Source organism: Paraburkholderia sprentiae WSM5005 (assembly GCF_001865575.2).
Taxonomy (GTDB): domain Bacteria; phylum Pseudomonadota; class Gammaproteobacteria; order Burkholderiales; family Burkholderiaceae; genus Paraburkholderia; species Paraburkholderia sprentiae.
The window spans coordinates 1,192,409-1,214,792 of sequence record NZ_CP017562.2 but is presented as its reverse complement, the minus strand read 5'-3'; the positions used below and the strand labels follow the sequence as shown (position 1 = coordinate 1,214,792).

Genomic DNA, 22,384 nt, shown 5'->3' with positions numbered 1-22,384 from the left:
CGATGCGGCTATCGAATGCGACCATGAAGCGCGACGCGATCGTCTCCACCGAAGCCGATGCGCGATTGCGCGCCGTCGCGCACGTCGGCTTTCTGACGTTGCCGAACTTTTCGATGATCGCGTTCACGAGCGCGGTCGAGGTGCTGCGCATGGCGAACTACGTCGGCCGCGCGCAGCACTACCGGTGGTCGGTGATCACGCCGGACGGCGAGCCGGCGCGCGCGAGCAACGGCATCACGGTGAAGCCGACCGCCACGCTCGCCGAGACCGGCATGCCGGACCTGCTGTTCGTGTGCGCGGGCTGGCACGTGCGCGAGTACGTGAACGACGCGGTGATCGCGCTGCTGCGCGAGGTGGCCGCGCAACGCGTGCCGCTCGGCGGCATCTGCACGGGCCCGTATGCGCTGCTCGCGGCCGGGCTGCTCGACGGCTATCGCGCGACCGTGCATTGGGAGGACATGTCGCCGTTGCACCAGCGTTATCCGCACGTGCATTTCGACGACGACCTGTTCGTGGTCGACCGCGACCGGCTGACCTGCACCGGCGGCACCGCGCCGCTCGATCTGATGCTGCATCTGGTCGGCATGCGGCTGGGCTCCGCGGTGGCCGCGCAGGTGTCGGAGCAGTTCATCGTCGAGCGGATTCGCGGCTCGACCGATTACCAGCACATTCCGGTCGACGCGCGAGTCGGCCTGTCGCGCGCCGAGCTAATCGAAGTCGTGCGGCTGATGGAAGCGAACATCGAGGAACCGCTGTCGCTCGATGAACTCGCGCGGCTCGTCAAGCTGTCGCAGCGTCATTTGCAGCGGATGTTCAAGCTATTCCTGAACGTGTCGCCGACGCATTACTACCTGAGCTTGCGGCTGCGCCGCGCGCGCGAGCTGCTGCGCAATACCGACGCGTCGATCGCGCGCGTGACCACGGTGTGCGGTTTTCATTCGCCATGTCATTTCAGCAAGGCGTATCGCGCGCAGTTCGGGCATGCGCCGAGTGTCGAACGACGCTTGTCGGAGTAGCGGGCGCCGCGGCCCCGCGCGCTGCGCTAAGTCAGAGTGCCTGCGCGCGGCCCGGAAAGGTTTCGTCGTAGTTCGCGTCATCGTCGGCTTGCGCCGCCGTGCCACGCTGCTCGCGATACATGATCGGCGGCACGCCGAACTGTTTGCGAAATTCCCGTCCCAGGTGCGACGCGTCCGAAAAGCCGCAGCTCGACGCGATATCGGCGACGGTCTTGTCCGAACTCGTCAGCAGCCACGCGGCGGTGCGCAGACGCACCAGCTTCGCGTAAGCCTGCGGCGCCTTGCCGGTCTGCGCCTTGAAGAGCCGCTCGAGCTGACGCGGCGACAGATCGAGCTTGCCCGCCAGCTCGTCGAGCGACAGCGCGCGGCCCACGTGCTGCTCCATCAGCAGGATCGCGCGCTTGACCTTCGGATGCGAGGCCGGTGCGAGACCAGGCGGATGCGGTTGCGGCGCGTTGCCTTTCTGCAGGTCGTCGACGAGCAGAATGCGCAGCGCCTTTTGCACCGTGGCGGTTTCGAAATGACGCAGCAGAATCGCGGCGGCGACGTCGATCGACGCACGGCCGCCGGAACAGGTGATGCGCCGCCGGTCGATCACGAACAGCCGGTCGGCGACCAGCAGCTGTTCGTCGACCGACGGAAAGCGCTCGATGAAATCCCAGTAGTGAAACCAGCTCACGCAAACGCGATGGCCGTCGAGCACGCCCGCGCGCATCAGCGAGAACACGCCGGTGCACATGCCGACCAGCGTCGCGTCGCGGGCGGCGGCGCGGCGGATGAACGCGAGCGTCGCCTCGCTCGCGGCCGGCCCCGAGTGCAGCAGTCCGCCGACCACCACCACGTAGTCGAACTTTTCGGCGTTCTCGAAGGTTTCCCACGGCGTGATCTGGATGCCGCAACTCGCGCGCACCGGAGCAAGGGTTTCCCCGATCACGCTCCACGAGCAGCGCACCGGCTTGCTGAAGTCGCCTTCGTCGGCGGACAGGCGCAGCAGGTCGACGAAACCCGAGAACGCGGTCAGCGTGAAGTTCGGCAGCAGGATGATGCCGAAGCGGATGCGCTGCTTCGTGGCGGTATCGAGCGAGGGAGGGGCAAGCGTTTGAGCGGAATTCATGCGCGCGGCGGTTCGGCGAAAGGCACTGCGAAAGAGGAACGAACGTGAACCGAAGGGTGAAGGCAAGCATAGCACCCGGGCCTTAAGAATGGCCGGCCGCAATCGGGCGCCTGTCGCGATGCTTGACGACGCCATCCCACTGCGATGCCGTTTTTATTCTATCGGTCCGGCCCGCCGTGCGGTGCAATACGTACATTCCATCCGGGCGCATCAGTCAGCGCGAAACGCTCCGGTCATCGCAACGCGCAAGGCCCAACGCACAAGGCTAGCCATGAACGTCAGCGTCTTCGATCTGTTCAAGATCGGCATCGGTCCATCCAGCTCGCACACGGTCGGGCCGATGATCGCCGCGTGCCGCTTCGCGTCGCATATCGAGGACGCGAACCTGCTCGGCTTCGTGCGTCGCGTCAGAGCCGATCTGTTCGGCTCGCTCGGCGCGACGGGCAAGGGGCACGGCACCGACAAGGCGGTGCTGCTCGGCCTCGAAGGCAATCTGCCGGACCGGCTCGACCCGGACCTGATCGAGCCGCGGCTGCGCGCGATCCGCGAGACCAAACAGCTCGTGCTGCTCGGCAAGCATCCGGTCGGGTTCGACGAGCGCGAGCATGTCGGCTTCTTCCGCAAGCTGATGCCGGGCGCACCGGGCTCGGGCGTCGTGCATCCGAACGGCATGCGCTTTCAGGCCTTCGACGAAAACGGTCAGTTGCTGGTCGAGAAAGAGTATTACTCGATCGGCGGCGGCTTCGTCGTCAATCGCGACGGCGATCGCGTGAATGGACAGCGCGGCCACGCGGAGGTGCCGTATCCGTTTCGCACCGGCGACGATCTGATGCGCGTGTGCCGCGAAAGCGGTCTGTCGATCGCCGAAGTGACGTTGCGCAACGAATCCGCGACGCGGCCCGAGTCCGAAGTGCGCGAAGGCCTGCTGGCGATCTGGCGCACGATGGCCGCGTGCGTCGAGCGCGGCTGCAAGGCGCGCGGCGAGCTGCCCGGTCCGATGCACGTGAAGCGCCGTGCGGCCGAGCTGTGCGAGCGGCTGCGCGCCCACTCGGAGGAATCGCTGCGCGACCCGCTGTCGATGCTCGACTGGGTCAACCTGTACGCGATGGCGGTCAACGAGGAAAACGCCGCGGGCGGTCGGGTGGTCACCGCGCCGACCAACGGCGCGGCCGGCGTGATCCCGGCAGTGCTGCATTACTACGTGAAGTTCATGCATGCGGCGAACGACGCGGGCATCGTCGAGTTCCTGCTGACCGCCGCGGCGATCGGCATCATCTACAAGGAAACCGCGTCGATCTCCGGCGCCGAAGTCGGCTGCCAGGGCGAAGTGGGGGTGGCCTGCTCGATGGCCGCCGCGGCGCTCGCGGCCGTGATGGGCGGCACGCCCACCCAGGTCGAGAACGCCGCCGAAATCGGCATGGAACACAACCTCGGCATGACGTGCGATCCGGTCGGCGGGCTCGTGCAGATTCCGTGCATCGAGCGCAACGCGATGGGCGCGATCAAGGCGATCAACGCGGCCCGCCTCGCGATGAAGGGCGACGGCAAGCACGTGGTGTCGCTCGACAGCGTGATCCGCACGATGCGCGAAACCGGCGCCGACATGAAGACGAAATACAAGGAGACGTCGCGCGGTGGACTCGCCGTGAACGTCATCGAATGTTGAAGCCGCACAGCTTCAGCAAAACCGCAAAGGACCGACGATGAGCCGCTATTCGATATTCAGCCTGCTGCGCAACGGGATGTCGTATCACGAGAACTGGGAGCGGCAATGGCGCAGCCCCGAGCCCAAACGTGAGTACGACGTCGTGATCGTCGGCGGTGGGGGGCACGGTCTTGCGACCGCGTACTACCTCGCGAAGGAGCACGGCGTGCGCAATATCGCGGTGCTCGAGAAGAACTGGATCGGCGGCGGCAATACCGCGCGCAATACGACGATCGTGCGTTCGAACTATCTGTGGGACGAATCCGCCGCGCTCTATGAGAAAGCGATGAAGCTGTGGGAAGGGCTCGCGCAGGATCTGAACTACAACGTGATGTTCAGCCAGCGCGGCGTGATGAATCTCGCGCATACGCTGCAAGATGTGCGCGACACCGAACGCCGCGTCAACGCGAACCGCCTGAACGGCGTCGACGCCGAATTCCTCACGCCCGCCCAGATCAAGGAACTCGAGCCGACCATCAATCTGAACAGTCGCTACCCGGTGCTCGGCGCATCGATCCAGCGGCGCGGCGGCGTTGCGCGGCACGATGCGGTGGCCTGGGGTTTCGCGCGCGGCGCGGACCAGGCCGGCGTCGATATCGTGCAGAACTGCCAGGTCGTCGGCATTCGTCGCGATGGCGGCCAGGTGACGGGCGTCGACACGACGAAAGGCTTCATCAAGGCAAAGAAGGTCGCTGTGGTCGCGGCCGGCAACACCTCGACGCTCGCCGATATGGCCGGCGTGCGGCTGCCGCTCGAAAGCCATCCGTTGCAGGCGCTGGTGTCGGAGCCGATCAAGCCGGTCGTCAACACGGTCGTGATGTCGAACGCAGTCCACGCGTATATCAGCCAGTCCGACAAGGGCGATCTCGTGATCGGCGCGGGCGTCGATCAGTACACGGGGTTTGGGCAGCGCGGCAGCTTCCAGATCATCGAGGGCACGCTCGAGGCGATCGTCGAAATGTTCCCGGTGTTTTCTCGCGTGCGGATGAACCGGCAGTGGGGCGGCATCGTCGATGTGTCGCCGGACGCGTGTCCGATCATCAGCAAGACCGACGTGAAGGGGCTGTATTTCAATTGCGGGTGGGGGACGGGCGGCTTCAAGGCGACGCCCGGCTCGGGGTGGGTCTTTGCGCACACGATCGCGCAGGACGAACCGCATCCGTTGAATGCGCCGTTCTCGCTGGATCGGTTCTATACCGGTCATCTGATCGATGAGCATGGCGCTGCCGCCGTGGCCCACTAGTCGACAAGGAGACACAGATGTTGCTGATCGAATGCCCGTGGTGCGGTCCCCGCGCCGAAACCGAATTCTCCTGCGGCGGCGAGGCGGACATTGCCCGCCCGCTCGACACCGACACGCTCACCGACAAGGAATGGGGCGACTATCTGTTCATGCGCAAGAACCCGCGCGGCGTGCATCGCGAGCAGTGGCTGCACGCGCAAGGCTGCCGCCGCTGGTTCAAGGCGCAGCGCGACACCGTCAGCTACGCGTTCCAGGGCTACGAAACGTTCGAGCGTCCGTTGCTGGCGCTGGACGGTCGCGACGCACAGGCAGGCAACGCCGACGTAAAAGCACAAGAGGGCAACGCATCATGAGCCAGAAAGACCGACTCCCGACCGGCGGCCGCATCAACCGCGCGATTGCGCTCAGCTTCACGTTCAACGGCGTCGAATACCAGGGCTATCAGGGCGATACGCTCGCCTCGGCACTGCTCGCCAACGGCGTGCATTTCGTCGCGCGCAGCTGGAAATATCATCGGCCGCGCGGCATCGTGACCGCGGGCGTCGAGGAGCCGAACGCGATCGTGCAGCTCGAGACCGGCGCCTACACGGTGCCGAACGCGCGGGCCACCGAGGTCGAGTTGTACCAGGGGCTCGTCGCGAGCAGCGTGAACGCGAAGCCGAGCATCGAGAAGGACCGCATGGCGATCAACCAGAAGATCGCGCGCTTCATTCCGGCGGGCTTCTACTACAAGACCTTCATGTGGCCGCGTAAATTGTGGCCGAAGTACGAGGAAGCGATTCGCGATGCGGCCGGCCTCGGCACCGCGCCGTCACAGCGCGACGCCGACCGCTACGACAAGTGCTTCGCGCATTGTGACGTGCTGGTGGTCGGCGGCGGCCCGACCGGGCTCGCGGCCGCGCACGCGGCGGCCTTGTCCGGTGCGCGCGTGACGCTCGTCGACGATCAGCCCGAGCTCGGCGGCACGCTGCTGTCCTGCGGCGCGGAGATCGACGGCAAGCCCGCGCTGCAGTGGGTGCAGAAAATCGAGGACGAACTGCGGCAATTGCCCGACGTGAAGATCCTGAGCCGCAGCACCGCGTTCGGCTATCAGGACCACAATCTCGTCACGGTCACGCAGCGTCTGACCGATCATCTGCCCGTGTCGCAACGCAAAGGCACGCGCGAACTGTTGTGGAAAATCCGCGCGAAACGCGTGATCCTCGCGACCGGCGCCCATGAGCGGCCGATCGTGTTCGGCAATAACGATTTGCCAGGCGTGATGCTCGCGTCGGCGGTGTCGACCTATCTGCATCGCTACGCGGTGCTGCCGGGGCGCAACGCGGTCGTGTTCACGAACAACGATGACGGCTATCAATGCGCGCTCGACCTGAAAGCGGCCGGCGCCCAGGTGAGCGTGATCGATCCGCGCGCGGGCGAATCGAAGGGCACGCTGCCCGTGCTCGCGCGCCGCCATGGCATCAAGGTACTGAACGGCACGGTCGTCACGGCGGCGCGCGGCAAGCTGCGCGTCGCGTCGGTGGCGATCGCCTCGTATGAAAAAGGGCGGCTCGCCGCGCAGCAGGGCGAGCTGCCGTGCGATCTGCTCGCGATGTCGGGCGGCTGGAGCCCGGTGCTGCATCTGTTCGCGCAGTCCGGCGGCAAGGCGCATTGGCATGACGACAAGGCTTGCTTCGTGCCGGGCAAGGCGCTCCAGCCGGAAACCAGCGTCGGCGCCTGCGCGGGCGACTTCACGCTTGGCCAGGGCATCCGCTTCGCGTTCGACGCCGGCGTCGAAGCGGCGCGCGCGGCCGGGTACGTCGCCGTGCGGCCGAACCCGGTGCAGATCGCCGAGTTGAGCGAAACGAAGCTGGAACCGCTGTGGCTCGTCGGCGGACGTGAGCTGGCCACGCGCGGGCCCAAGCAGTTCGTCGATTTCCAGAACGACGTGGCGGCCGCCGACATCTTCCTCGCCGCACGTGAAGGTTTCGAATCCGTCGAACACGTGAAGCGCTACACCGCGATGGGCTTCGGCACCGACCAGGGCAAACTCGGCAACATCAACGGCATGGCGATTCTCGCGCAGGCGCTCGGCAAGACCATTCCCGAGACCGGCACCACGACGTTCCGGCCGAACTACACGCCGGTCACGTTCGGCACCTTCGCCGGCCGCGAACTGGGCGAATGGCTCGATCCGGTGCGCAAGACCGCGGTGCACGAATGGCATGTGGAAAACGGCGCCGCGTTCGAGGACGTCGGCAACTGGAAGCGTCCGTGGTACTACCCGAAGGCGGGCGAAGACCTGCACGCGGCGGTGGCGCGCGAAGCGCTCGCGGTGCGCACGAGCGTCGGCATTCTCGATGCGTCGACGCTCGGCAAGATCGACATTCAGGGCCCCGACGCCGCGAAGCTGCTGAACTGGGTGTACACGAATCCGTGGACCAAGCTCGAAGTCGGCAAGTGCCGCTACGGTTTGATGCTCGACGAAAACGGCATGATCTTCGACGATGGCGTCACCGTGCGCCTCGCCGAGCAGCATTACATGATGACGACCACCACCGGCGGCGCGGCGCGCGTGCTCACGTGGCTCGAACGCTGGCTGCAAACCGAATGGCCCGATATGCGCGTGCGGCTCGCGTCGGTCACCGATCACTGGGCGACGTTCGCGGTGGTCGGGCCGATGAGCCGCAAGCTGCTGCAAAAGGTCTGTGACGACATCGACTTCGCGAATGCGGCGTTCCCGTTCATGACATATCGCGAAGGCACCGTGGCGGGGGCGGCGGCGCGCGTAATGCGCATCAGCTTCTCGGGCGAACTCGCGTATGAAGTGAACGTGCCGGCGAACGTCGGGCGCGCGGTGTGGGAAGCGTTGATGGCCGCGGGCGCGGAGTTCGACATCACGCCGTACGGCACCGAGACGATGCACGTGCTGCGCGCGGAGAAGGGCTACATCATCGTCGGCCAGGATACGGACGGCTCGATGACGCCGCACGACATCGGCATGAGCGGGCTCGTCGCGAAGTCGAAAGATTTTCTCGGCAAGCGCTCGCTCGCCCGCTCGGACACCGCGAAAGCGGGGCGCAAGCAACTGGTCGGGCTGCTCGCGGACGATGCGTCGTTCGTGATCCCCGAAGGCTCGCAGATCGTCGCGGGTCCGTTTCAGGGCGATACCGCGCCGATGTTGGGACACGTCACGTCGAGCTATTACAGCCCGATCCTCAAGCGCTCGATCGCGATGGCGGTCGTCAAGGGCGGTCTCGACAAGATCGGCACGACCGTCACGATTCCGCTCGCGAGCGGCAAACAGATCGCGGCGAAAATCGCGAGTCCGGTGTTCTACGACAGCGAAGGAGCACGTCAACATGTGGAATGAAACAGGCGGGACAGTGCCGGTCGTGGCCCGCACGCCCGGGCGGCCAAGCGGCGTATGGCAGGAGTCGCCGCTGGTGGGCGTTGCTGCGTTGCTCAAGCAGCATCAGGCAGGCGCGAGCGCTGCGTTCCGGCTCGGCGAGCGGCCGTTTCTGGAACTCGTGAACGTGCGCGGCGACACCCGCGACGCGGCGTTCGTCCGCGCGGTCGAACAGGTGATCGGCTGCAAACCGCCGGAACAGGCGAACACGATCGCGCGCGGCAACGGCTACGACATGGTGTGGCTCGGCCCGGACGAATGGCTCGTGCGTTCCGAAGCCGCACACGACGCAACCCGTACCGCGCCGTTGCAGGCCAAGCTCGGCGCGGCGTTCGCGGGCGTGTTCGCATCCGCGGTCGATGTCGGCAGCGGCAGCACGGTGCTCGAAATCAGCGGCACCCGCACGCGCGACGTGCTCGCGCGCGGCTGTCCACTCGATCTGCATCCGAAACGGTTCGGCGTGGGGCAGTGCGCGCAGAGCCATTACTTCAAGGCGTCGATCACGTTGCTGCCCACGGGCGCCGACAGTTTCGACATCGTCGTGCGCCGCAGCTTCGCGGACTACTTCGTCAGGATCATGCTCGACGCCGCCGAGCCGTTGATGTGCTGAGCGATGCGCGGCTCGCTTCGCTGCTCTCGCCATGACGTCGACCCGCGCGGCCACCTCCCGTCTCACGGCGCGCGCGTGCGACGAGCGCGATGCGGGCGCGGCGCTCGCGCTACTCGATCAGAGTATCGCGCTGCGTCATCGGCGCATTGCGCTGATCCGCTATCTGCTTGCACGGGAACTCGGCGCGCCGCTCGAAGCCCGGCATCACGCGTACGTCGAGAAAGTCGCGGCCCGTCTGAGCGCGGATGCGCTTGCGCGAATCGCCGGCGCAGCGCGTGCGCGGCTGCGCGCTTGAAAGCACGGCGTATCAGGGCTTCTCGCCATCGAGCGCCGTTAGGATCTGATGCGCGGCGCTCACGCGCGCTTCGTTCGGAAAATTGCGATTAGCGAGCATCACGATACCGATGCGCTTTTGCGGCACGAACGCGACATACGCACCGAAGCCGTTCGTCGATCCAGTCTTGTTGATCCAGACGTTCTGCTGCGGCGGCAAGGGCGGCTTGATTTCGGTCGATGGCGTGCCGTTCAGGACCATCTCCAGCGAATTGCCCGCCTGCAAAGTGCGCAATTCGACCGGATACGGGTACTGCTCCCAGATCAGATCCTGGGTCAGCACGCCAGACTGGAAGTAGCCGGTATGCGTGTCCGTGATCGCACGCTGGAGCCGACTGTCGAGCGGAATCAGATTCATGTTCGCCTGCACATAACGCAGCATATCCGCGGCGCTCGACTTCACCCCGTACGCTTCGGCGGAAATCACGCCGCCCGTCAGGCGGATGGGCGCACCGTCTTTCGTATAGCCCTGCGCATAGTCCGGCATTTTCGCCGTGGGAACGTCGATGTACGTGTTCTTCATGCCGAGCGCCGGAAACACCCGTTGCTGCATCAGCACGGTGAAGTCCTGTCCCATCGCCTTCGCGGTGATCAGGCCGAGCGTGCCGATGCCGGGATTCGAATAAGTGCGGAACGTGCCGGGCGCATGAGCGGGCTGCCAGTCGTGGAAGTACTGCAGCAATTGCGCGTCGTTATGGATGTCGTCCGGCACCTGGAGCGGCAGACCGCCAGGCGTGTGCGTGCCGAGGTTCAGCAGGCTGACCTTGCCGAACGGGCGGCCACGCAGCGTCGGCAGATAGCGCTCGGTGCTATCCGACAACGACAGCTTGCCGTCGAGTTGCGCATACGACGCGAGGGTCGCCGTGAAGGTCTTGCTGACCGAGCCGAGTTCGAACAGCGTATCGCGTGTGACGGGCTTGCCGGTTTGCGTCGATGCGACGCCGTAGTCGTAGACGTAGGGCTTGCCGTCGTCGATCACGCCGACCGCCATGCCGGCGATATGGTACTTCGCCATCAGCGGCCGGATCGCGGCGTCGACGGTCGGTTTGAGCTGCGCGCCGATGGGCTCGGCCGCGTGGCTGACCGGTGAGATCGCGTACAGCGCGAACAGCGCGAACGTGGCGGTTGTTATGAGTTTGTGCGCTCGGGTCTTCATTGCAAACGGGTCCTCGATCGTGGAGTGTGAATCGGTGCATCGGCGATTCGGCCGAGGCTGCACTATCCGGCTTTCACGAACCGCTGGCAAACGAGGATATGTTGCGCGAGGCTAAAGAAAAAGTTGTGCGCGGCAACGCGAGCGATACGGGCCTTGTCGGTTGCAGCCAAACGCGTGTCGGGTTCGGCACAGGTGCCGCGCCGGGCGGCCGCTACGCTGATGAAACGGTGCGCCGCGCAGCGTGCGGGGCGCACCGCTCACGAACATGGAGACGAGACAATGAGCAGCAATCGCGGCGTCGTGTATCTGGGGCAGGGCAAGGTTGAAGTGCAGTCGATCGACTATCCGAAGATGGTCGATCCACGCGGCAGGTCGATCGGTCACGGTGTGATCCTGAAAGTGGTGAGCACGAATATCTGCGGCTCCGATCAGCACATGGTGCGTGGCCGCACGACCGCCGAGGTCGGCCTGGTACTCGGGCATGAGATTACCGGCGAAGTGATCGAGATAGGGCGCGACGTCGAGACGCTCAACGTCGGGGATCTGGTATCGGTGCCGTTCAACGTCGCGTGCGGACGCTGTCCGACCTGCAAGGCGCAGCATACGGGAGTGTGCCTGAACGTTAATCCGTCACGCGCGGGCGGCGCGTATGGTTATGTCGACATGGGCGGCTGGATCGGCGGGCAGGCCGAATACGTGCTGGTGCCGTACGCGGACTTCAATCTGCTGAAATTTCCGGACCGCGCGCAGGCAATGGCGAAGATCCGCGACCTGACCTGCCTGTCCGACATTCTGCCGACCGGCTATCACGGCGCAGTGATGGCCGGCGTGAAGCCAGGCGCGACCGTCTATATCGCGGGCGCGGGACCGGTCGGCATGGCGGCGGCCGCGTCCGCGCGCCTGTTGGGCGCGGCCTGCACCATCGTCGGCGACATGAATGAGGAGCGCCTCGCGCATGCGCGCAAGATGGGCTTCCAGACCATCAATCTATCGAAGGACGCCACGCTCGGCGAACAGATCGAGCAGATCCTCGGCAAGCCCGAAGTGGATTGCGCGGTGGACTGCGTCGGCTTCGAAGCACACGGTCACGGCAGCAGCGGCTCACACGAGGAAGCGCCGGCCACGGTGCTCAATTCGCTGATGGAAATCACGCGGGCGGCTGGCGCGATCGGCATTCCCGGACTCTACGTGACCGACGATCCGGGCTCGGCCGATGCCGCCGCGCGCCGGGGCAGCCTCAGTTTGCGTTTCGGGCTCGGCTGGGCCAAGTCGCATTCGTTCCACACCGGGCAGACGCCGGTCATGAAGTACAACCGCGATCTGATGCAGGCGATCCTTTGGGATCGTTTACCGATCGCGGATATCGTCAATGTGACGGTGGTGTCGCTCGACGATGCGCCCGAAGGCTACCGGCAATTCGACGGCGGCGCGCCGAAGAAGTTTGTGATCGACCCGCACGGGTTGTTGAAGGCGGCTTGAGGTTCGTCGGCCGCTACTATCAAGCGGCCATCACCGGCGCATGGGAGAGCGACGGCGCCTGCCGGCGACGCTCGCGGGTGGGCGCGGTGCCGAACGCATCGCGATAGCTCTTCGAGAAGTGGCAGGCCGACTGGAAGCCGCACGCCATCGTGATGTGCATGATGGACATGTCGGTCTGCAACAGCAGCTCGCGCGCGCGGCGCAAGCGCAGCGTCAGATAGTAGTGCGTGGGCGTCATGCCCAGATGCTCGCGGAATAGCCGCTGCAACTGCCGTTGCGACATGCCGGCGAGCCGTGCGAGTTCTTCGCGCGACAGCGGCTCCTCGATGTTGTTCTCCATCAGCGAAATCACTTCGAACAGCGACTTGTTGGCCGAGCCGAGCCGCGCGACGAGCGGCATCTTTTGCTGCGCGCTGGTGTCGCGCACGTGTTCGACGATGAACTGCTCGGCGATCTGCGTGACGCGCGCGTGACCGACGCGCGGTGCGATCAGGTTCAACATCATGTCGAGCGGTGCGACTCCGCCGGTGCACGTCACGCGATCGCGATCGATCACGAACAGCTCTTTCAGAAAGCGCGTATCCGGAAACTCTTCCTTCAGCGCCGACATGTTTTCCCAATGGATCGCGCAGGCATACCCGGCCAGCAGGCCGGCGCGCGCGAGCGCATAGGTGCCGGTGCACAGACTGCCCAGCACGCAGCCCATGCGCGCGAACCGGCGCAGCGCGGACAGATGCTCGGCGGCGGTGGAGCGCTGCACGTCGATGCCGCCGACCACGAACACGATATCGGGTTGTCCGACGCATTCGACCGGACCGGTATCGACGGATAGCCCGTTGCTCGCCATGACCGGCCCGCCGGCGGGACTCACGATCGACCAGCGGTAAAGCGTTTGACCGGTCAGATAGTTCGCCATGCGTAGCACTTCGATCGCGTTGCTGAAGGCGATCATCGTGAAGTTGGGAACCGGCATGAACGCGAAATGCGACAACGACGCCGTGCGATCGGTGGACATGGGAACGCTGATTCCTGATGTGAATGTCACGTCGCCGTGGGAGAGGGCGACTACCTGAATTTTGAGTATCAGGGCAACTACCGTGCCATCAGGCTAAACCCTTGGATGCTGGCATAAAACCTGGAATAGCTAATCAATCGGCTGATGAAAGGCGCTCCCGCGGCACCACAACGGCGCCATGACGACCGTGCGGCGCACCCGATCGGCGCAGGAAAACCGCCTTGTAGTGCAGCGCGGCGCGTGCGGATCGCGCCGACTTGTCGAAAAAGACCGCGCATGGCGGAAAAGGCAAAGAACACGTCTGAATTCATAAATCGACGCGCGGGCCGACCGTCAAGAATAGACGCAAGGCAAAGCGGTGGCGCTTCCCCGCCGGCAACCCGCAGCGGCCTTCCCGTCAACGTTCTCACGGACCTGTCATGTCGAACCCGAATCCCTTTTTCGAAGACTCGCTAGCGGCGCGCGATCCGGCCGTGCGCGGCGCCATTCTGAAAGAACTCGAGCGCCAGCAATCGCAAGTCGAGCTGATCGCGTCGGAAAACATCGTGTCGCGCGCGGTGCTCGACGCCCAAGGCTCGGTGCTGACCAACAAGTACGCGGAGGGGTATCCGGGCAAGCGCTACTACGGCGGTTGCGAAAACGTCGACGCGATCGAGACGCTGGCGCTCGATCGTATCAAGCAGCTGTTCGACGCGAGCTTCGCCAACGTGCAGCCGCACTCCGGCGCGCAGGCGAACGGCGCGGTAATGCTCGCGCTCACCAAGCCGGGCGATACCGTGCTCGGCATGTCGCTCGACGCGGGCGGGCATCTGACGCACGGCGCGAAGCCCGCGTTGTCCGGCAAGTGGTTCAACGCGGTGCAGTACGGCGTGCGGCGCGACACGATGCTGATCGACTACGAGCAGATCGAGGAGTTGGCGCAACAGCACAAACCCACGCTGCTGATCGCCGGGTTCTCCGCCTATCCGCGCGCGCTCGACTTCGCGCGGCTGCGCGCGATCGCCGATGGCGTCGGTGCGAAGCTGATGGTGGACATGGCGCATATCGCCGGCGTGATCGCGGCGGGCCGTCATGCCAATCCGGTCCCGCATGCGCACGTGGTTACGTCGACCACTCACAAGACCTTGCGCGGTCCACGCGGCGGCTTCGTGCTGACCAACGATGAAGCGATCGCGAAGAAGATCAACTCGGCGGTGTTTCCCGGCTTGCAGGGCGGCCCGCTGATGCACGTGATCGCCGGCAAGGCGGTCGCATTCGGCGAGGCGCTGCAGCCGGGCTTCAAAACCTATATCGACAGCGTGCTCGCGAACGCGCGGGCACTGGGCGAGGTGCTCAAAGCGGGCGGCGTCGAGCTGGTGACGGGCGGCACCGACAACCATCTGCTGCTGGTCGATCTGCGGCCGAAGGGGCTCAAAGGCAATCAGGTCGAACAGGCGCTCGAACGCGCGGGCATCACCTGCAACAAGAACGGCATTCCGTTCGATACCGAGAAGCCGACGATCACCTCCGGCATTCGTCTCGGCACCCCAGCGGCCACGACACGCGGCTTCGGCGTCAGCGAGTTTCGCGAGGTCGGCCGTCTGATCGTCGAGGTGCTCGATGCGCTGCGGCGGTCCCCCGACGGCGATGCCGCAACCGAACAACGCGTGCACCGCGAGATTTTCGCGCTGTGCGAGCGCTTTCCTATTTACTGACTACGCGTGGAGCGAACGATGAGCCAATTGCACGAGAACAGCATCATCATCGACGGGCTGAACATTTCGAAGTTCGAGCGCTCGGTGTTCGAGGACATGCGCAAGGGTGGCGTGACGGCGGTGAACTGCACGGTGTCGGTCTGGGAGAGCTTTCAGAAGACCGTCGACAACATCGCCGAAATGAAGCAGCAGATCCGCGAGTACAGCGAGATTCTTACGCTGGTGCGCACCACCGACGACATCTTCCGCGCGAAGCAGGAGAACCGCACCGGCATCATCTTCGGCTTCCAGAACGCGCATGCGTTCGAGGACAACCTCGGCTATATCGAAGCGTTCAAGGATCTCGGCGTCAACGTGGTGCAGCTTTGCTACAACACGCAGAACCTCGTCGGCACCGGCTGCTACGAGCGCGACGGCGGTCTGTCCGGTTACGGGCGCGAAGTGATTCAGGAGATGAACCGCGTCGGCATCATGGTCGATCTATCGCACGTGGGCGGCAAGACGTCGTCGGAGGCGATCGCGGCGTCGAACAAACCGGTCTGCTATTCGCACTGCTGCCCATCCGGGCTCAAGGAGCATCCGCGCAACAAGACCGACGAGCAGCTGAAGGAAATCGCGGACGCGGGCGGCTTCGTCGGCGTGACGATGTTCGCGCCGTTCCTGAAGCGCGGACCGGATGCGACCGTCGACGACTACCTCGAGGCGATCGAATACGTGGTGAATCTGATCGGCGAAGATCAGGTGGGGATCGGCACCGATTTCACGCAGGGCTACAGCACCGAGTTCTTCGACTGGATCACGCACGACAAGGGCCGCTATCGCCAATTGACGAACTTCGGCAAGGTCGTGAATCCCGAAGGCATTCGCACCATCGGCGAGTTTCCGAATCTCACGGCCGCGATGGAACGCGCCGGCTGGAGCGAGACGCGCATCCGCAAGATCATGGGTGAGAACTGGGTACGGGTGTTCGGCGAAGTCTGGAACGTGTGAGCGTTACCCTTTCCTTTTATAGCGGATAGAAACGGAGTCTCTTCATGCAACCCCAACTGCCCATCGACGTCGATCCCGACACCGGCGTCTGGACCACCGACGCGCTGCCGATGCTGTACGTGCCGCGTCATTTCTTCACGAACAACCACGTCGCCGTCGAGGAAGCGCTCGGCCACGACGCGTATGCGGAGATTCTGTACAAGGCCGGGCACAAGTCCGCGTATTTCTGGTGCGACAAGGAAGCGAAGCAGCATGGCCTTGCCGGCATGGCGGTGTTTGAGCACTACCTGAACCGACTGTCGCAGCGCGGCTGGGGGCTGTTCAGGATCATCGAAGCCGATCCGGCTAGCTCGCATGCGCGGATCGAGTTGCGTCACTCGTCGTTCGTGCTCGCGCAACCGGGCAAGGCCGGCAAGCTCTGCTACATGTTCGCCGGCTGGTTCGCGGGCGCAATGGACTGGGTCAACGATACGGCACCCGAAGGTGCGCGCCGGGGACCGCCGTCGCAATCGCAAGAAGCGCGCTGCGCGGCGGAGGGACACGAGCACTGCGTGTTCGAAGTCTCGCCGCTCACGTCAATCTAATCCGAGCAATCCGAGCAATCCGAGCAATCCGAGCAATCCGAGCAATCCGAGCAATCCGAGCATTCCGAGGCCGATCGCGATGCGTTACCCGAACCTTTTCAAGCCGCTCACGTTGAACCAGCTGACGCTGCGCAATCGCATCGTCAGCACCGCGCATGCGGAGGTCTATGCCGAGCCGGGTGGCCTGCCCGGCGACCGTTATATCCGCTACTACGAGGAAAAGGCGAAGGGCGGCGTCGGACTCGCCGTGTGCGGCGGTTCGAGCCCTGTGTCGATCGACAGCCCGCAAGGCTGGTGGAAATCGGTGAATCTCGCCACCGACGCGATCGTCGATCCGCTCGCGCGGCTCGCCGAAGCGATGCACGCCCATGGCGCGAAGATCATGATTCAGGCCACTCACATGGGACGCCGTTCGGCGTTTCACGGCGAGCACTGGCCGCATCTGATGTCGCCGTCGGGCGTGCGCGAGCCGGTGCATCGCGGCAACGCGAAGATCATCGAGGTCGAAGAGATCCGCCGCATCATCGGCGACTTCGCGGCGGCCGCGAAGCGCGTGAAGGATGCGGGCATGGACGGCATCGAGATCTCGGCCGCGCACCAGCATCTGATCGATCAGTTCTGGAGCCCGCGCACCAACTTCCGTACCGACGAATGGGGCGGGTCGCTCGAAAACCGCCTGCGTTTCGGCGTCGAGGTGTTGCAGGCAGTGCGCGCGGCCGTGGGCGCCGACTTCTGCGTCGGCCTGCGCATGTGCGGCGATGAATTCCATGAAGACGGGCTCGATCACGAACAGCTCAAAGAAATTGCCCAGGCGATGAGCGAGAGCGGCCTGATCGACTATCTCGGCGTGATCGGTTCCGGCGCGGACACGCACAACACGCTCGCCAACTGCATGCCGCCGATGGCGCTGCCGCCCGAGCCGTTCGTGCATCTCGCGGCCGGCATCAAGCAGGTCGTGAAGGTGCCGGTGATGCACGCGCAAAGCATTCGCGACGCGGGCCAGGCCGAGCGGCTGCTGGCGAGCGGGATGGTCGATCTGGTCGGCATGACGCGCGCGCAGATCGCCGATCCGCATATGGTCATCAAGATCCGCGACGGCCGCGAGGACGAAATCAAGCAATGCGTCGGCGCGAACTACTGCATCGATCGCCAGTACAACGGGCTCGACGTGCTGTGCGTGCAGAACGCGGCGACCTCGCGCGAAGCGACGATGCCGCACGTGATCGCGAAGTCGCGCGGGCCGAAGCGCAAGGTCGTCGTGGTCGGCGCGGGGCCGGCGGGGCTGGAAGCAGCGCGCGTCGCGAAGTCGCGCGGTCACGACGTGGTGCTGTTCGAGAAGAACGATCACGTGGGCGGCCAGATCATGCTGGCGGCGAAAGCGCCGCAGCGCGAGCAGATGGCGGGCATCGTGCGCTGGTTCGACATGGAGACGAAGCGCCTCGGCGTGGACCGCCGCCTCGGTGTCGCCGCCGACGAGCGCGTCATTATGGCCGAAAAGCCGGACATCGTCGTGCTCGCCACCGGCGGTTCGGCGTTCACGTCGCAGGTCGCGGCGTGGGGTGTCGACGCGGGGCTCGCGGTCAGTGCGTGGGACGTGCTCGCCGGCAAGGTCGCGCCGGGCAGGAACGTGCTCGTCTACGACGGCGTCAGCACGCATGCGGGCGCCGGCGTCGCCGATTTCATCGCGAGCCGCGGCGCGAACGTGGAGATCGTGACGCCCGACGTGAAGGTCGCCGATGACGTCGGCGGCACCACGTTCCCGATCTTCTATCGCCGTCTGTACGCGCAAGGCGTGATCCATACGCCCAACTACTGGCTCGACCAGGTGTACGAGGAAGACGGCAAGAAGATCGCCGTGATCCGCAACGAGTACACCGAGGAGCAGGAAGAGCGCGTGGTCGATCAGGTGGTGATCGAAAACGGCAGTACGCCGAACGATCAGCTGTACTGGAAGCTGAAGCCGGAATCGGTCAATCGCGGCCAGCTCGACGTGCACAAGCTGTTCGCGTCCGAGCCGCAGCCGTGTCTGGACGAGCCGCTCGGCGACGGCCGCTTCCTGCTGTTCCGGGTCGGCGACTGCATCTCGATGCACAACATTCACGGCGCGATCTACGACGCGCTGCGCCTTTGCAAGGATTTCTGACGATGAGCCCCGTGTTTGTCATCACCATCCTGCTGTGGGTGTCGGTGGCCGGTCTCGCGTTCGCGCTGGCACGCCGCGCCGCGTACTGGCGCGAGGGCCGCGCGAGCCCCGCGGGCGCCTATGGCTGGACCAATCTGCTCGCGATCCCTAAGCGCTACTTCGTCGACCTGCATCACGTGGTCGCGCGCGATCCGTACATCGCCCGCACGCACGTGGCCACGGCGGGGGGCGCGCTGCTCGCGATGGCGCTCGTGTTCGTCAACTACGGCCTCGCGCTCTACTCGCCGTGGCTCGACAAGCTGATCTTCGTCGCCGCGCTGGTGATGCTGATCGGCACGGTGTTCGTCTGGCGCCGCCGGCATGGCGCGAAGACGGTGCCGGCGCGTTTGTCGCGCGGACCATGGGATCAGTTGCCGCTGCTGCTCGGCGGGTTCGCGCTCGGTCTCGCGCTGTTCGTCGCGCTGCCGGCGGCGGCGATGTCCGGCGCGCTCGCCGTGCTGGTCGCGCTGCTGATCGCGGCGGGCGCGTTCACGATGACATTCGGCGCGGCGCGCGGCGGTCCGATGAAACATGCGTTGGCCGGTCTGCTGCACCTCGCGTTTCATCCGCGTCAGGAGCGTTTTGCCGGTTTTGCCGCCGCTCGCGACGCGGTGCCGCCCACCGCGCTGAAAGCGCCGCTGCTCGACGCGAAGGAATACGGCGTCGGCAAACCGGTCGAATTCCGCTGGAACCAGTTGCTCAGCTTCGACGCCTGCGTGCAATGCGGCAAATGCGAAGCGGCGTGCCCCGCGTTCGCGGCGGGTCAGCCGCTGAACCCGAAGAAGCTGATTCAGGATCTGGTGACCGGCATGGTCGGCGGCACCGACGCGCAGTACGCAGGCAGCCCGACGCCCGGCATTCCGCTCGGCAAGCACGCGGGCGCGCCAGGCAAGCCGCTGATCTCCAGTCTGATCGAAGCGGACACGCTGTGGTCCTGCACGACCTGCCGCGCCTGCGTGCAGGAGTGCCCGATGCTGATCGAGCACGTCGACGCGATCGTGGACATGCGCCGCAATCAGACGCTCGTCGAAGGCCGCGTGCCGGGCAAAGGGCCGGCGACGCTCGCGAATCTGCGTGAAACCGGCAGCGTCAACGGCTACGACATCGGCGCGCGTTACGACTGGGCCGTCGATCTGCAGGTGCAGGTCGCGCAGCCGGGCCGCCACGTGGACGTGCTGCTGATCGCCGGCGAAGGCGCGTTCGACATGCGCTATCAGCGCACGCTGCGCGCGCTCGTCAAGGTGCTGAACCGCGCGGGCGTCGATTACGCGGTGCTGGGCGGCGTCGAAACCGATACCGGCGACACCGCGCGGCGGCTCGGCGACGAAGCGACGTTCCAGCAATTGGCCCGTAGGCTGATCGGTACGCTCGCGCAGTACTCGTTCGCGCGCATCGTCACGGCCGATCCCCACGTGCTGCATAGCCTGCGCAACGAATATCGCGCGCTCGGCGGCTTCTATGAGGTGCAGCATCACACCGCGTTGATCGACGCACTGATCGCGAGCGGCAAGCTGTCGCCGCGCGCGGCCGCCGCCGTCGCGGAGCGCAACATCACGTATCACGACCCGTGCTATCTGGGCCGTTACAACGGCGAGACCGAAGCGCCGCGCCGCGTGCTGAAGAGCATCGGCATCAAGGTCGTCGAGATGGAGCGTCACGGCCTGCGCGGACGCTGCTGCGGTGGCGGTGGCGGCGCACCGTTGACCGATATCCCGGGCAAGCGGCGCATCCCCGACATCCGTATCGACGATGCGCGCGCGAGCGGCGCCGAGATCGTCGCAGTCGGCTGCCCGAATTGCACGGCGATGCTCGAAGGGGTAGTGGGGCCGCGACCGGAAGTGCTGGACGTGGCCGAACTGGTCGCCGCGGCGCTGGAGTAACGCGATGATGAATACGCTCAAACGAATCGATCCGCGCCGGCCGTTCACGGTGACGGCACAAGGACGCAGGCGCATCACGCTCGGTGTCGTTGGCGAGGTCGGCGCGGCCGATGCGGGGAATGCGTCGCGAGCCGACGCGCGTCACGCCGCGCACGGCGAACAGCCGAAGCCGCGCCGCACCACGGCCACGCCGCACCATGTGCTGCTGGTCGCGGCGCACGCGGATCGCGGCGCGCTCGATGAACACGCGCGTCAGACGCTTGCCGCCGCCGCGCTGATTGCGGACGCGCGCACCGAGGTCGTGCTGCTCGTATTCGGCGAATTCACCGGCGATGCCGCCGCGCTCGGCGCGGACAAGCTGATCGAATTGCCGATGTTCGATCGGCGCACGTACGCGCCGGACGATGAACTGAACGCGCTGGCGGCATGCGTCGCGGCCTACGCGCCAGCCCATGTCTTTCTGCCCGACAACGCGACCGGCGACGGCGAGCTCGGCCGCCGTTATGCGGCGGCGGCCGACGCAAGCGTCGCGACGCACGTCGTCGAGATCGATGCCACACACGTATCTACCCAGATTCGCGCGAATACGGCGCGCGCCAGCCGCGCGCTGCCCGAAGTCGTGCTGCTTGCGCCGCATGCGGTCGATCCGAAGCTGCCGTTCGTCGGCGCAGGCGAGCGGGTCGCGTGGCGCTTTGACGGTGACGCAGAAGCCGCGAACGCACAACGCGCGATACGCGATCTCGGCATCGACGAAATCGACGCGGCACAGGTTGCGCTGGAGGAGGCGGATTTCATCGTATCGGCCGGCAACGGCGTGAGCGACGTACCTGCCTTCGAGCGGCTCGCGACGACCCTCGGCGCGGCGATCGGCGCGAGCCGGGTCGCCGTGGACGACGGCAAGTTCACACGCGACAAGCAGATCGGCGCGACCGGCAAGACCGTCGAGGCGAGCGTTTATATCGCGTTCGGCATTTCGGGCGCGGTGCAGCATCTGCAGGGCATCAAGGATTGCCGCCACGTGATCGCCGTGAATCTCGACGCGAGCGCGCCGATCGCCAAGCGCGCGGATCTGACCGTGATCGCGGACGCGCAGGAAACCATCGCGGCGCTCAACCAGGCGGCGGCCGCGGCGCGCGGCGCGCGCGCCACCCCGGCCACGCTGTCGCAGCCGGGCAAGCTTGCCGAAGGAGTGCTCGCATGAAGATCGCCGTGCTGGTTTCGGTCGGACGTCATCCGGTCAGCGGCGTCGCACGCTACAGCCGCAACGACGCGGTCGCGTTGACGCTGGCGCTGTCGCTCGCCGCAACGAGCGGCGCGAGGCTCGACGTGCTGCACGCGGGCGATCCGTCGAACGCCGCGTTGAACGAGTATCTGGCGCTCGGCGCGCGTTCGGTCGACGTGCTCGAGATGCCGCCCGACGCCGATCCCGCGCCGCAACTCGCCGCGCGTTTGCGCGGCTACGAGCTGGTGCTAACCGGCACGCGCGCCGAAGGCGGCTTCGATAGCGGCATGCTGCCGTATCGCGTCGCGCATGCGCTGGCCGTGCCGCTGGTCGGCGCCGCCGTCGATCTGGCTCTGCGCGACGGTTGCGCGCAGGTCCGGCAGTTCATGCCGAAGGGCCTGCGACGGCGCGTCGAAGTGCGGCTGCCCGCGTTGATCGCCGTGCATCCGCTCGCGAACGCCGCGACGTCGTACGCGTATGCGCGGCTGCGCGAAGGCACGATCGAGTGCGTCGCCGCGCCGCTCGCCGGCGCCGGGCCCGCTACCGCTGGCGAGCCGTCCGCATGGACCGTTGGCCCCGCCACCGCGAAACCGGTGCGCCTCGCCGCCGCCGAAAAGCGCTCGGGCCACGCGCGCATGCTGTCGGCGACGACGACCGAGAGCCGCGGCGGCAGCGTCGTAATTGAAGGGAGTTCCGTCGAAAAAGCACAAGTGATCCTCGCGTATTTGCGCGAGCATCAACTGGTGGATTACTGAATTCCGGTTCGGGCCAGC

The 22,384-nt window shown here is 65.8% G+C and carries 18 protein-coding genes; 15 read left to right on the top strand and 3 right to left on the bottom strand.

Features of this window, described 5'->3' with window-relative positions:
- Window positions 1-23: 23 nt before the first annotated feature.
- On the top strand, window positions 24-1,016 hold the full coding sequence (locus BJG93_RS22305; protein WP_027196409.1) for a GlxA family transcriptional regulator: 993 nt from the start codon (window positions 24-26) through the stop codon (window positions 1,014-1,016).
- Between the two features lie 31 nt (window positions 1,017-1,047).
- Here BJG93_RS22305 and BJG93_RS22300 read toward each other — a convergent pair whose 3' ends face one another.
- Window positions 1,048-2,130 (bottom strand): GlxA family transcriptional regulator, encoded by a 1,083-nt coding sequence (locus BJG93_RS22300; protein WP_027196408.1) that lies wholly within the window; start codon window positions 2,128-2,130, stop codon window positions 1,048-1,050.
- Between the two features lie 271 nt (window positions 2,131-2,401).
- Here BJG93_RS22300 and BJG93_RS22295 point away from each other — a divergent pair, with 271 nt between their 5' ends.
- From BJG93_RS22295 to BJG93_RS22270, 6 genes are read left to right on the top strand one after another with little or no spacing between them, the layout of a single operon-like run.
- Window positions 2,402-3,796, top strand: a complete 1,395-nt coding sequence (locus BJG93_RS22295) for an L-serine ammonia-lyase (protein ID WP_027196407.1) — start codon at window positions 2,402-2,404, stop codon at window positions 3,794-3,796.
- Window positions 3,797-3,833: 37 nt separating this feature from the next.
- Window positions 3,834-5,078 carry a sarcosine oxidase subunit beta family protein gene (locus BJG93_RS22290; protein ID WP_027196406.1) on the top strand — a complete coding sequence of 415 codons (1,245 nt, stop codon included), beginning with the start codon at window positions 3,834-3,836 and terminating at the stop codon, window positions 5,076-5,078.
- 17 nt (window positions 5,079-5,095) lie between these two features.
- Window positions 5,096-5,431, top strand: coding sequence for a sarcosine oxidase subunit delta (locus BJG93_RS22285; RefSeq protein ID WP_027196405.1), 336 nt, complete (start codon window positions 5,096-5,098; stop codon window positions 5,429-5,431).
- Window positions 5,428-8,430 carry a sarcosine oxidase subunit alpha family protein gene (locus tag BJG93_RS22280; protein ID WP_027196404.1) on the top strand — a complete coding sequence of 1,001 codons (3,003 nt, stop codon included), beginning with the start codon at window positions 5,428-5,430 and terminating at the stop codon, window positions 8,428-8,430. Before BJG93_RS22285 ends, BJG93_RS22280 begins: the two co-directional genes overlap by 4 nt.
- Window positions 8,420-9,076: a sarcosine oxidase subunit gamma gene (locus BJG93_RS22275; protein ID WP_027196403.1), complete on the top strand. Its 657-nt coding sequence runs from the start codon at window positions 8,420-8,422 to the stop codon at window positions 9,074-9,076. Before BJG93_RS22280 ends, BJG93_RS22275 begins: the two co-directional genes overlap by 11 nt.
- 31 nt (window positions 9,077-9,107) lie before the next feature.
- Window positions 9,108-9,371 (top strand): hypothetical protein, encoded by a 264-nt coding sequence (locus BJG93_RS22270; protein WP_027196402.1) that lies wholly within the window; start codon window positions 9,108-9,110, stop codon window positions 9,369-9,371.
- Between the two features lie 12 nt (window positions 9,372-9,383).
- Here the strand turns inward: BJG93_RS22270 and ampC are convergent, their stop codons facing one another.
- A complete protein-coding gene (gene ampC / locus BJG93_RS22265) occupies window positions 9,384-10,565 on the bottom strand; it encodes a class C beta-lactamase (protein ID WP_027196401.1) in 1,182 nt (393 codons plus the stop codon).
- 279 nt (window positions 10,566-10,844) lie between these two features.
- Between ampC and fdhA the strand changes: the two genes are divergently transcribed.
- Complete coding sequence (gene fdhA / locus BJG93_RS22260) at window positions 10,845-12,044, top strand: formaldehyde dehydrogenase, glutathione-independent (RefSeq protein WP_027196400.1); 1,200 nt, start codon at window positions 10,845-10,847, stop codon at window positions 12,042-12,044.
- A gap of 19 nt (window positions 12,045-12,063) precedes the next feature.
- Here fdhA and BJG93_RS22255 read toward each other — a convergent pair whose 3' ends face one another.
- Window positions 12,064-13,059 (bottom strand): GlxA family transcriptional regulator, encoded by a 996-nt coding sequence (locus tag BJG93_RS22255; RefSeq protein ID WP_027196399.1) that lies wholly within the window; start codon window positions 13,057-13,059, stop codon window positions 12,064-12,066.
- Between the two features lie 419 nt (window positions 13,060-13,478).
- Here BJG93_RS22255 and BJG93_RS22250 point away from each other — a divergent pair, with 419 nt between their 5' ends.
- From BJG93_RS22250 to BJG93_RS22220, 7 genes are all read left to right on the top strand, one after another.
- On the top strand, window positions 13,479-14,753 hold the full coding sequence (locus tag BJG93_RS22250) for a serine hydroxymethyltransferase (RefSeq protein WP_027196398.1): 1,275 nt from the start codon (window positions 13,479-13,481) through the stop codon (window positions 14,751-14,753).
- 18 nt (window positions 14,754-14,771) lie between these two features.
- Window positions 14,772-15,743: a dipeptidase gene (locus BJG93_RS22245; protein WP_027196397.1), complete on the top strand. Its 972-nt coding sequence runs from the start codon at window positions 14,772-14,774 to the stop codon at window positions 15,741-15,743.
- A gap of 44 nt (window positions 15,744-15,787) precedes the next feature.
- A complete protein-coding gene (locus BJG93_RS22240) occupies window positions 15,788-16,327 on the top strand; it encodes a DUF5943 domain-containing protein (RefSeq protein ID WP_027196396.1) in 540 nt (179 codons plus the stop codon).
- Between the two features lie 79 nt (window positions 16,328-16,406).
- The gene (locus BJG93_RS22235; RefSeq protein ID WP_027196395.1) at window positions 16,407-18,470 is read left to right on the top strand and encodes an NADH:flavin oxidoreductase; all 2,064 of its coding nucleotides are present in this window, start codon (window positions 16,407-16,409) and stop codon (window positions 18,468-18,470) included.
- Window positions 18,471-18,472: 2 nt separating this feature from the next.
- On the top strand, window positions 18,473-20,389 hold the full coding sequence (locus tag BJG93_RS22230; protein ID WP_027196394.1) for a (Fe-S)-binding protein: 1,917 nt from the start codon (window positions 18,473-18,475) through the stop codon (window positions 20,387-20,389).
- 7 nt (window positions 20,390-20,396) lie between these two features.
- Window positions 20,397-21,590: an electron transfer flavoprotein subunit alpha/FixB family protein gene (locus BJG93_RS22225; protein ID WP_027196393.1), complete on the top strand. Its 1,194-nt coding sequence runs from the start codon at window positions 20,397-20,399 to the stop codon at window positions 21,588-21,590.
- Window positions 21,587-22,366: a drug:proton antiporter gene (locus BJG93_RS22220; protein WP_027196392.1), complete on the top strand. Its 780-nt coding sequence runs from the start codon at window positions 21,587-21,589 to the stop codon at window positions 22,364-22,366. Before BJG93_RS22225 ends, BJG93_RS22220 begins: the two co-directional genes overlap by 4 nt.
- Window positions 22,367-22,384 lie beyond the last annotated feature (18 nt).

What these genes read in the sequence shown, in the direction of transcription:
- BJG93_RS22305 (WP_027196409.1), top strand. Translation starts at nt 24, where the DNA reads ATGAAGCGCGACGCGATCGTCTCCACCGAAGCCGATGCGCGATTGCGC.
- BJG93_RS22300 (WP_027196408.1), bottom strand. Translation starts at nt 2,130, where the DNA reads ATGAATTCCGCTCAAACGCTTGCCCCTCCCTCGCTCGATACCGCCACG.
- BJG93_RS22295 (WP_027196407.1), top strand. Translation starts at nt 2,402, where the DNA reads ATGAACGTCAGCGTCTTCGATCTGTTCAAGATCGGCATCGGTCCATCC.
- BJG93_RS22290 (WP_027196406.1), top strand. Translation starts at nt 3,834, where the DNA reads ATGAGCCGCTATTCGATATTCAGCCTGCTGCGCAACGGGATGTCGTAT.
- BJG93_RS22285 (WP_027196405.1), top strand. Translation starts at nt 5,096, where the DNA reads ATGTTGCTGATCGAATGCCCGTGGTGCGGTCCCCGCGCCGAAACCGAA.
- BJG93_RS22280 (WP_027196404.1), top strand. Translation starts at nt 5,428, where the DNA reads ATGAGCCAGAAAGACCGACTCCCGACCGGCGGCCGCATCAACCGCGCG.
- BJG93_RS22275 (WP_027196403.1), top strand. Translation starts at nt 8,420, where the DNA reads ATGTGGAATGAAACAGGCGGGACAGTGCCGGTCGTGGCCCGCACGCCC.
- BJG93_RS22270 (WP_027196402.1), top strand. Translation starts at nt 9,108, where the DNA reads ATGACGTCGACCCGCGCGGCCACCTCCCGTCTCACGGCGCGCGCGTGC.
- ampC (WP_027196401.1), bottom strand. Translation starts at nt 10,565, where the DNA reads ATGAAGACCCGAGCGCACAAACTCATAACAACCGCCACGTTCGCGCTG.
- fdhA (WP_027196400.1), top strand. Translation starts at nt 10,845, where the DNA reads ATGAGCAGCAATCGCGGCGTCGTGTATCTGGGGCAGGGCAAGGTTGAA.
- BJG93_RS22255 (WP_027196399.1), bottom strand. Translation starts at nt 13,059, where the DNA reads ATGTCCACCGATCGCACGGCGTCGTTGTCGCATTTCGCGTTCATGCCG.
- BJG93_RS22250 (WP_027196398.1), top strand. Translation starts at nt 13,479, where the DNA reads ATGTCGAACCCGAATCCCTTTTTCGAAGACTCGCTAGCGGCGCGCGAT.
- BJG93_RS22245 (WP_027196397.1), top strand. Translation starts at nt 14,772, where the DNA reads ATGAGCCAATTGCACGAGAACAGCATCATCATCGACGGGCTGAACATT.
- BJG93_RS22240 (WP_027196396.1), top strand. Translation starts at nt 15,788, where the DNA reads ATGCAACCCCAACTGCCCATCGACGTCGATCCCGACACCGGCGTCTGG.
- BJG93_RS22235 (WP_027196395.1), top strand. Translation starts at nt 16,407, where the DNA reads ATGCGTTACCCGAACCTTTTCAAGCCGCTCACGTTGAACCAGCTGACG.
- BJG93_RS22230 (WP_027196394.1), top strand. Translation starts at nt 18,473, where the DNA reads ATGAGCCCCGTGTTTGTCATCACCATCCTGCTGTGGGTGTCGGTGGCC.
- BJG93_RS22225 (WP_027196393.1), top strand. Translation starts at nt 20,397, where the DNA reads ATGAATACGCTCAAACGAATCGATCCGCGCCGGCCGTTCACGGTGACG.
- BJG93_RS22220 (WP_027196392.1), top strand. Translation starts at nt 21,587, where the DNA reads ATGAAGATCGCCGTGCTGGTTTCGGTCGGACGTCATCCGGTCAGCGGC.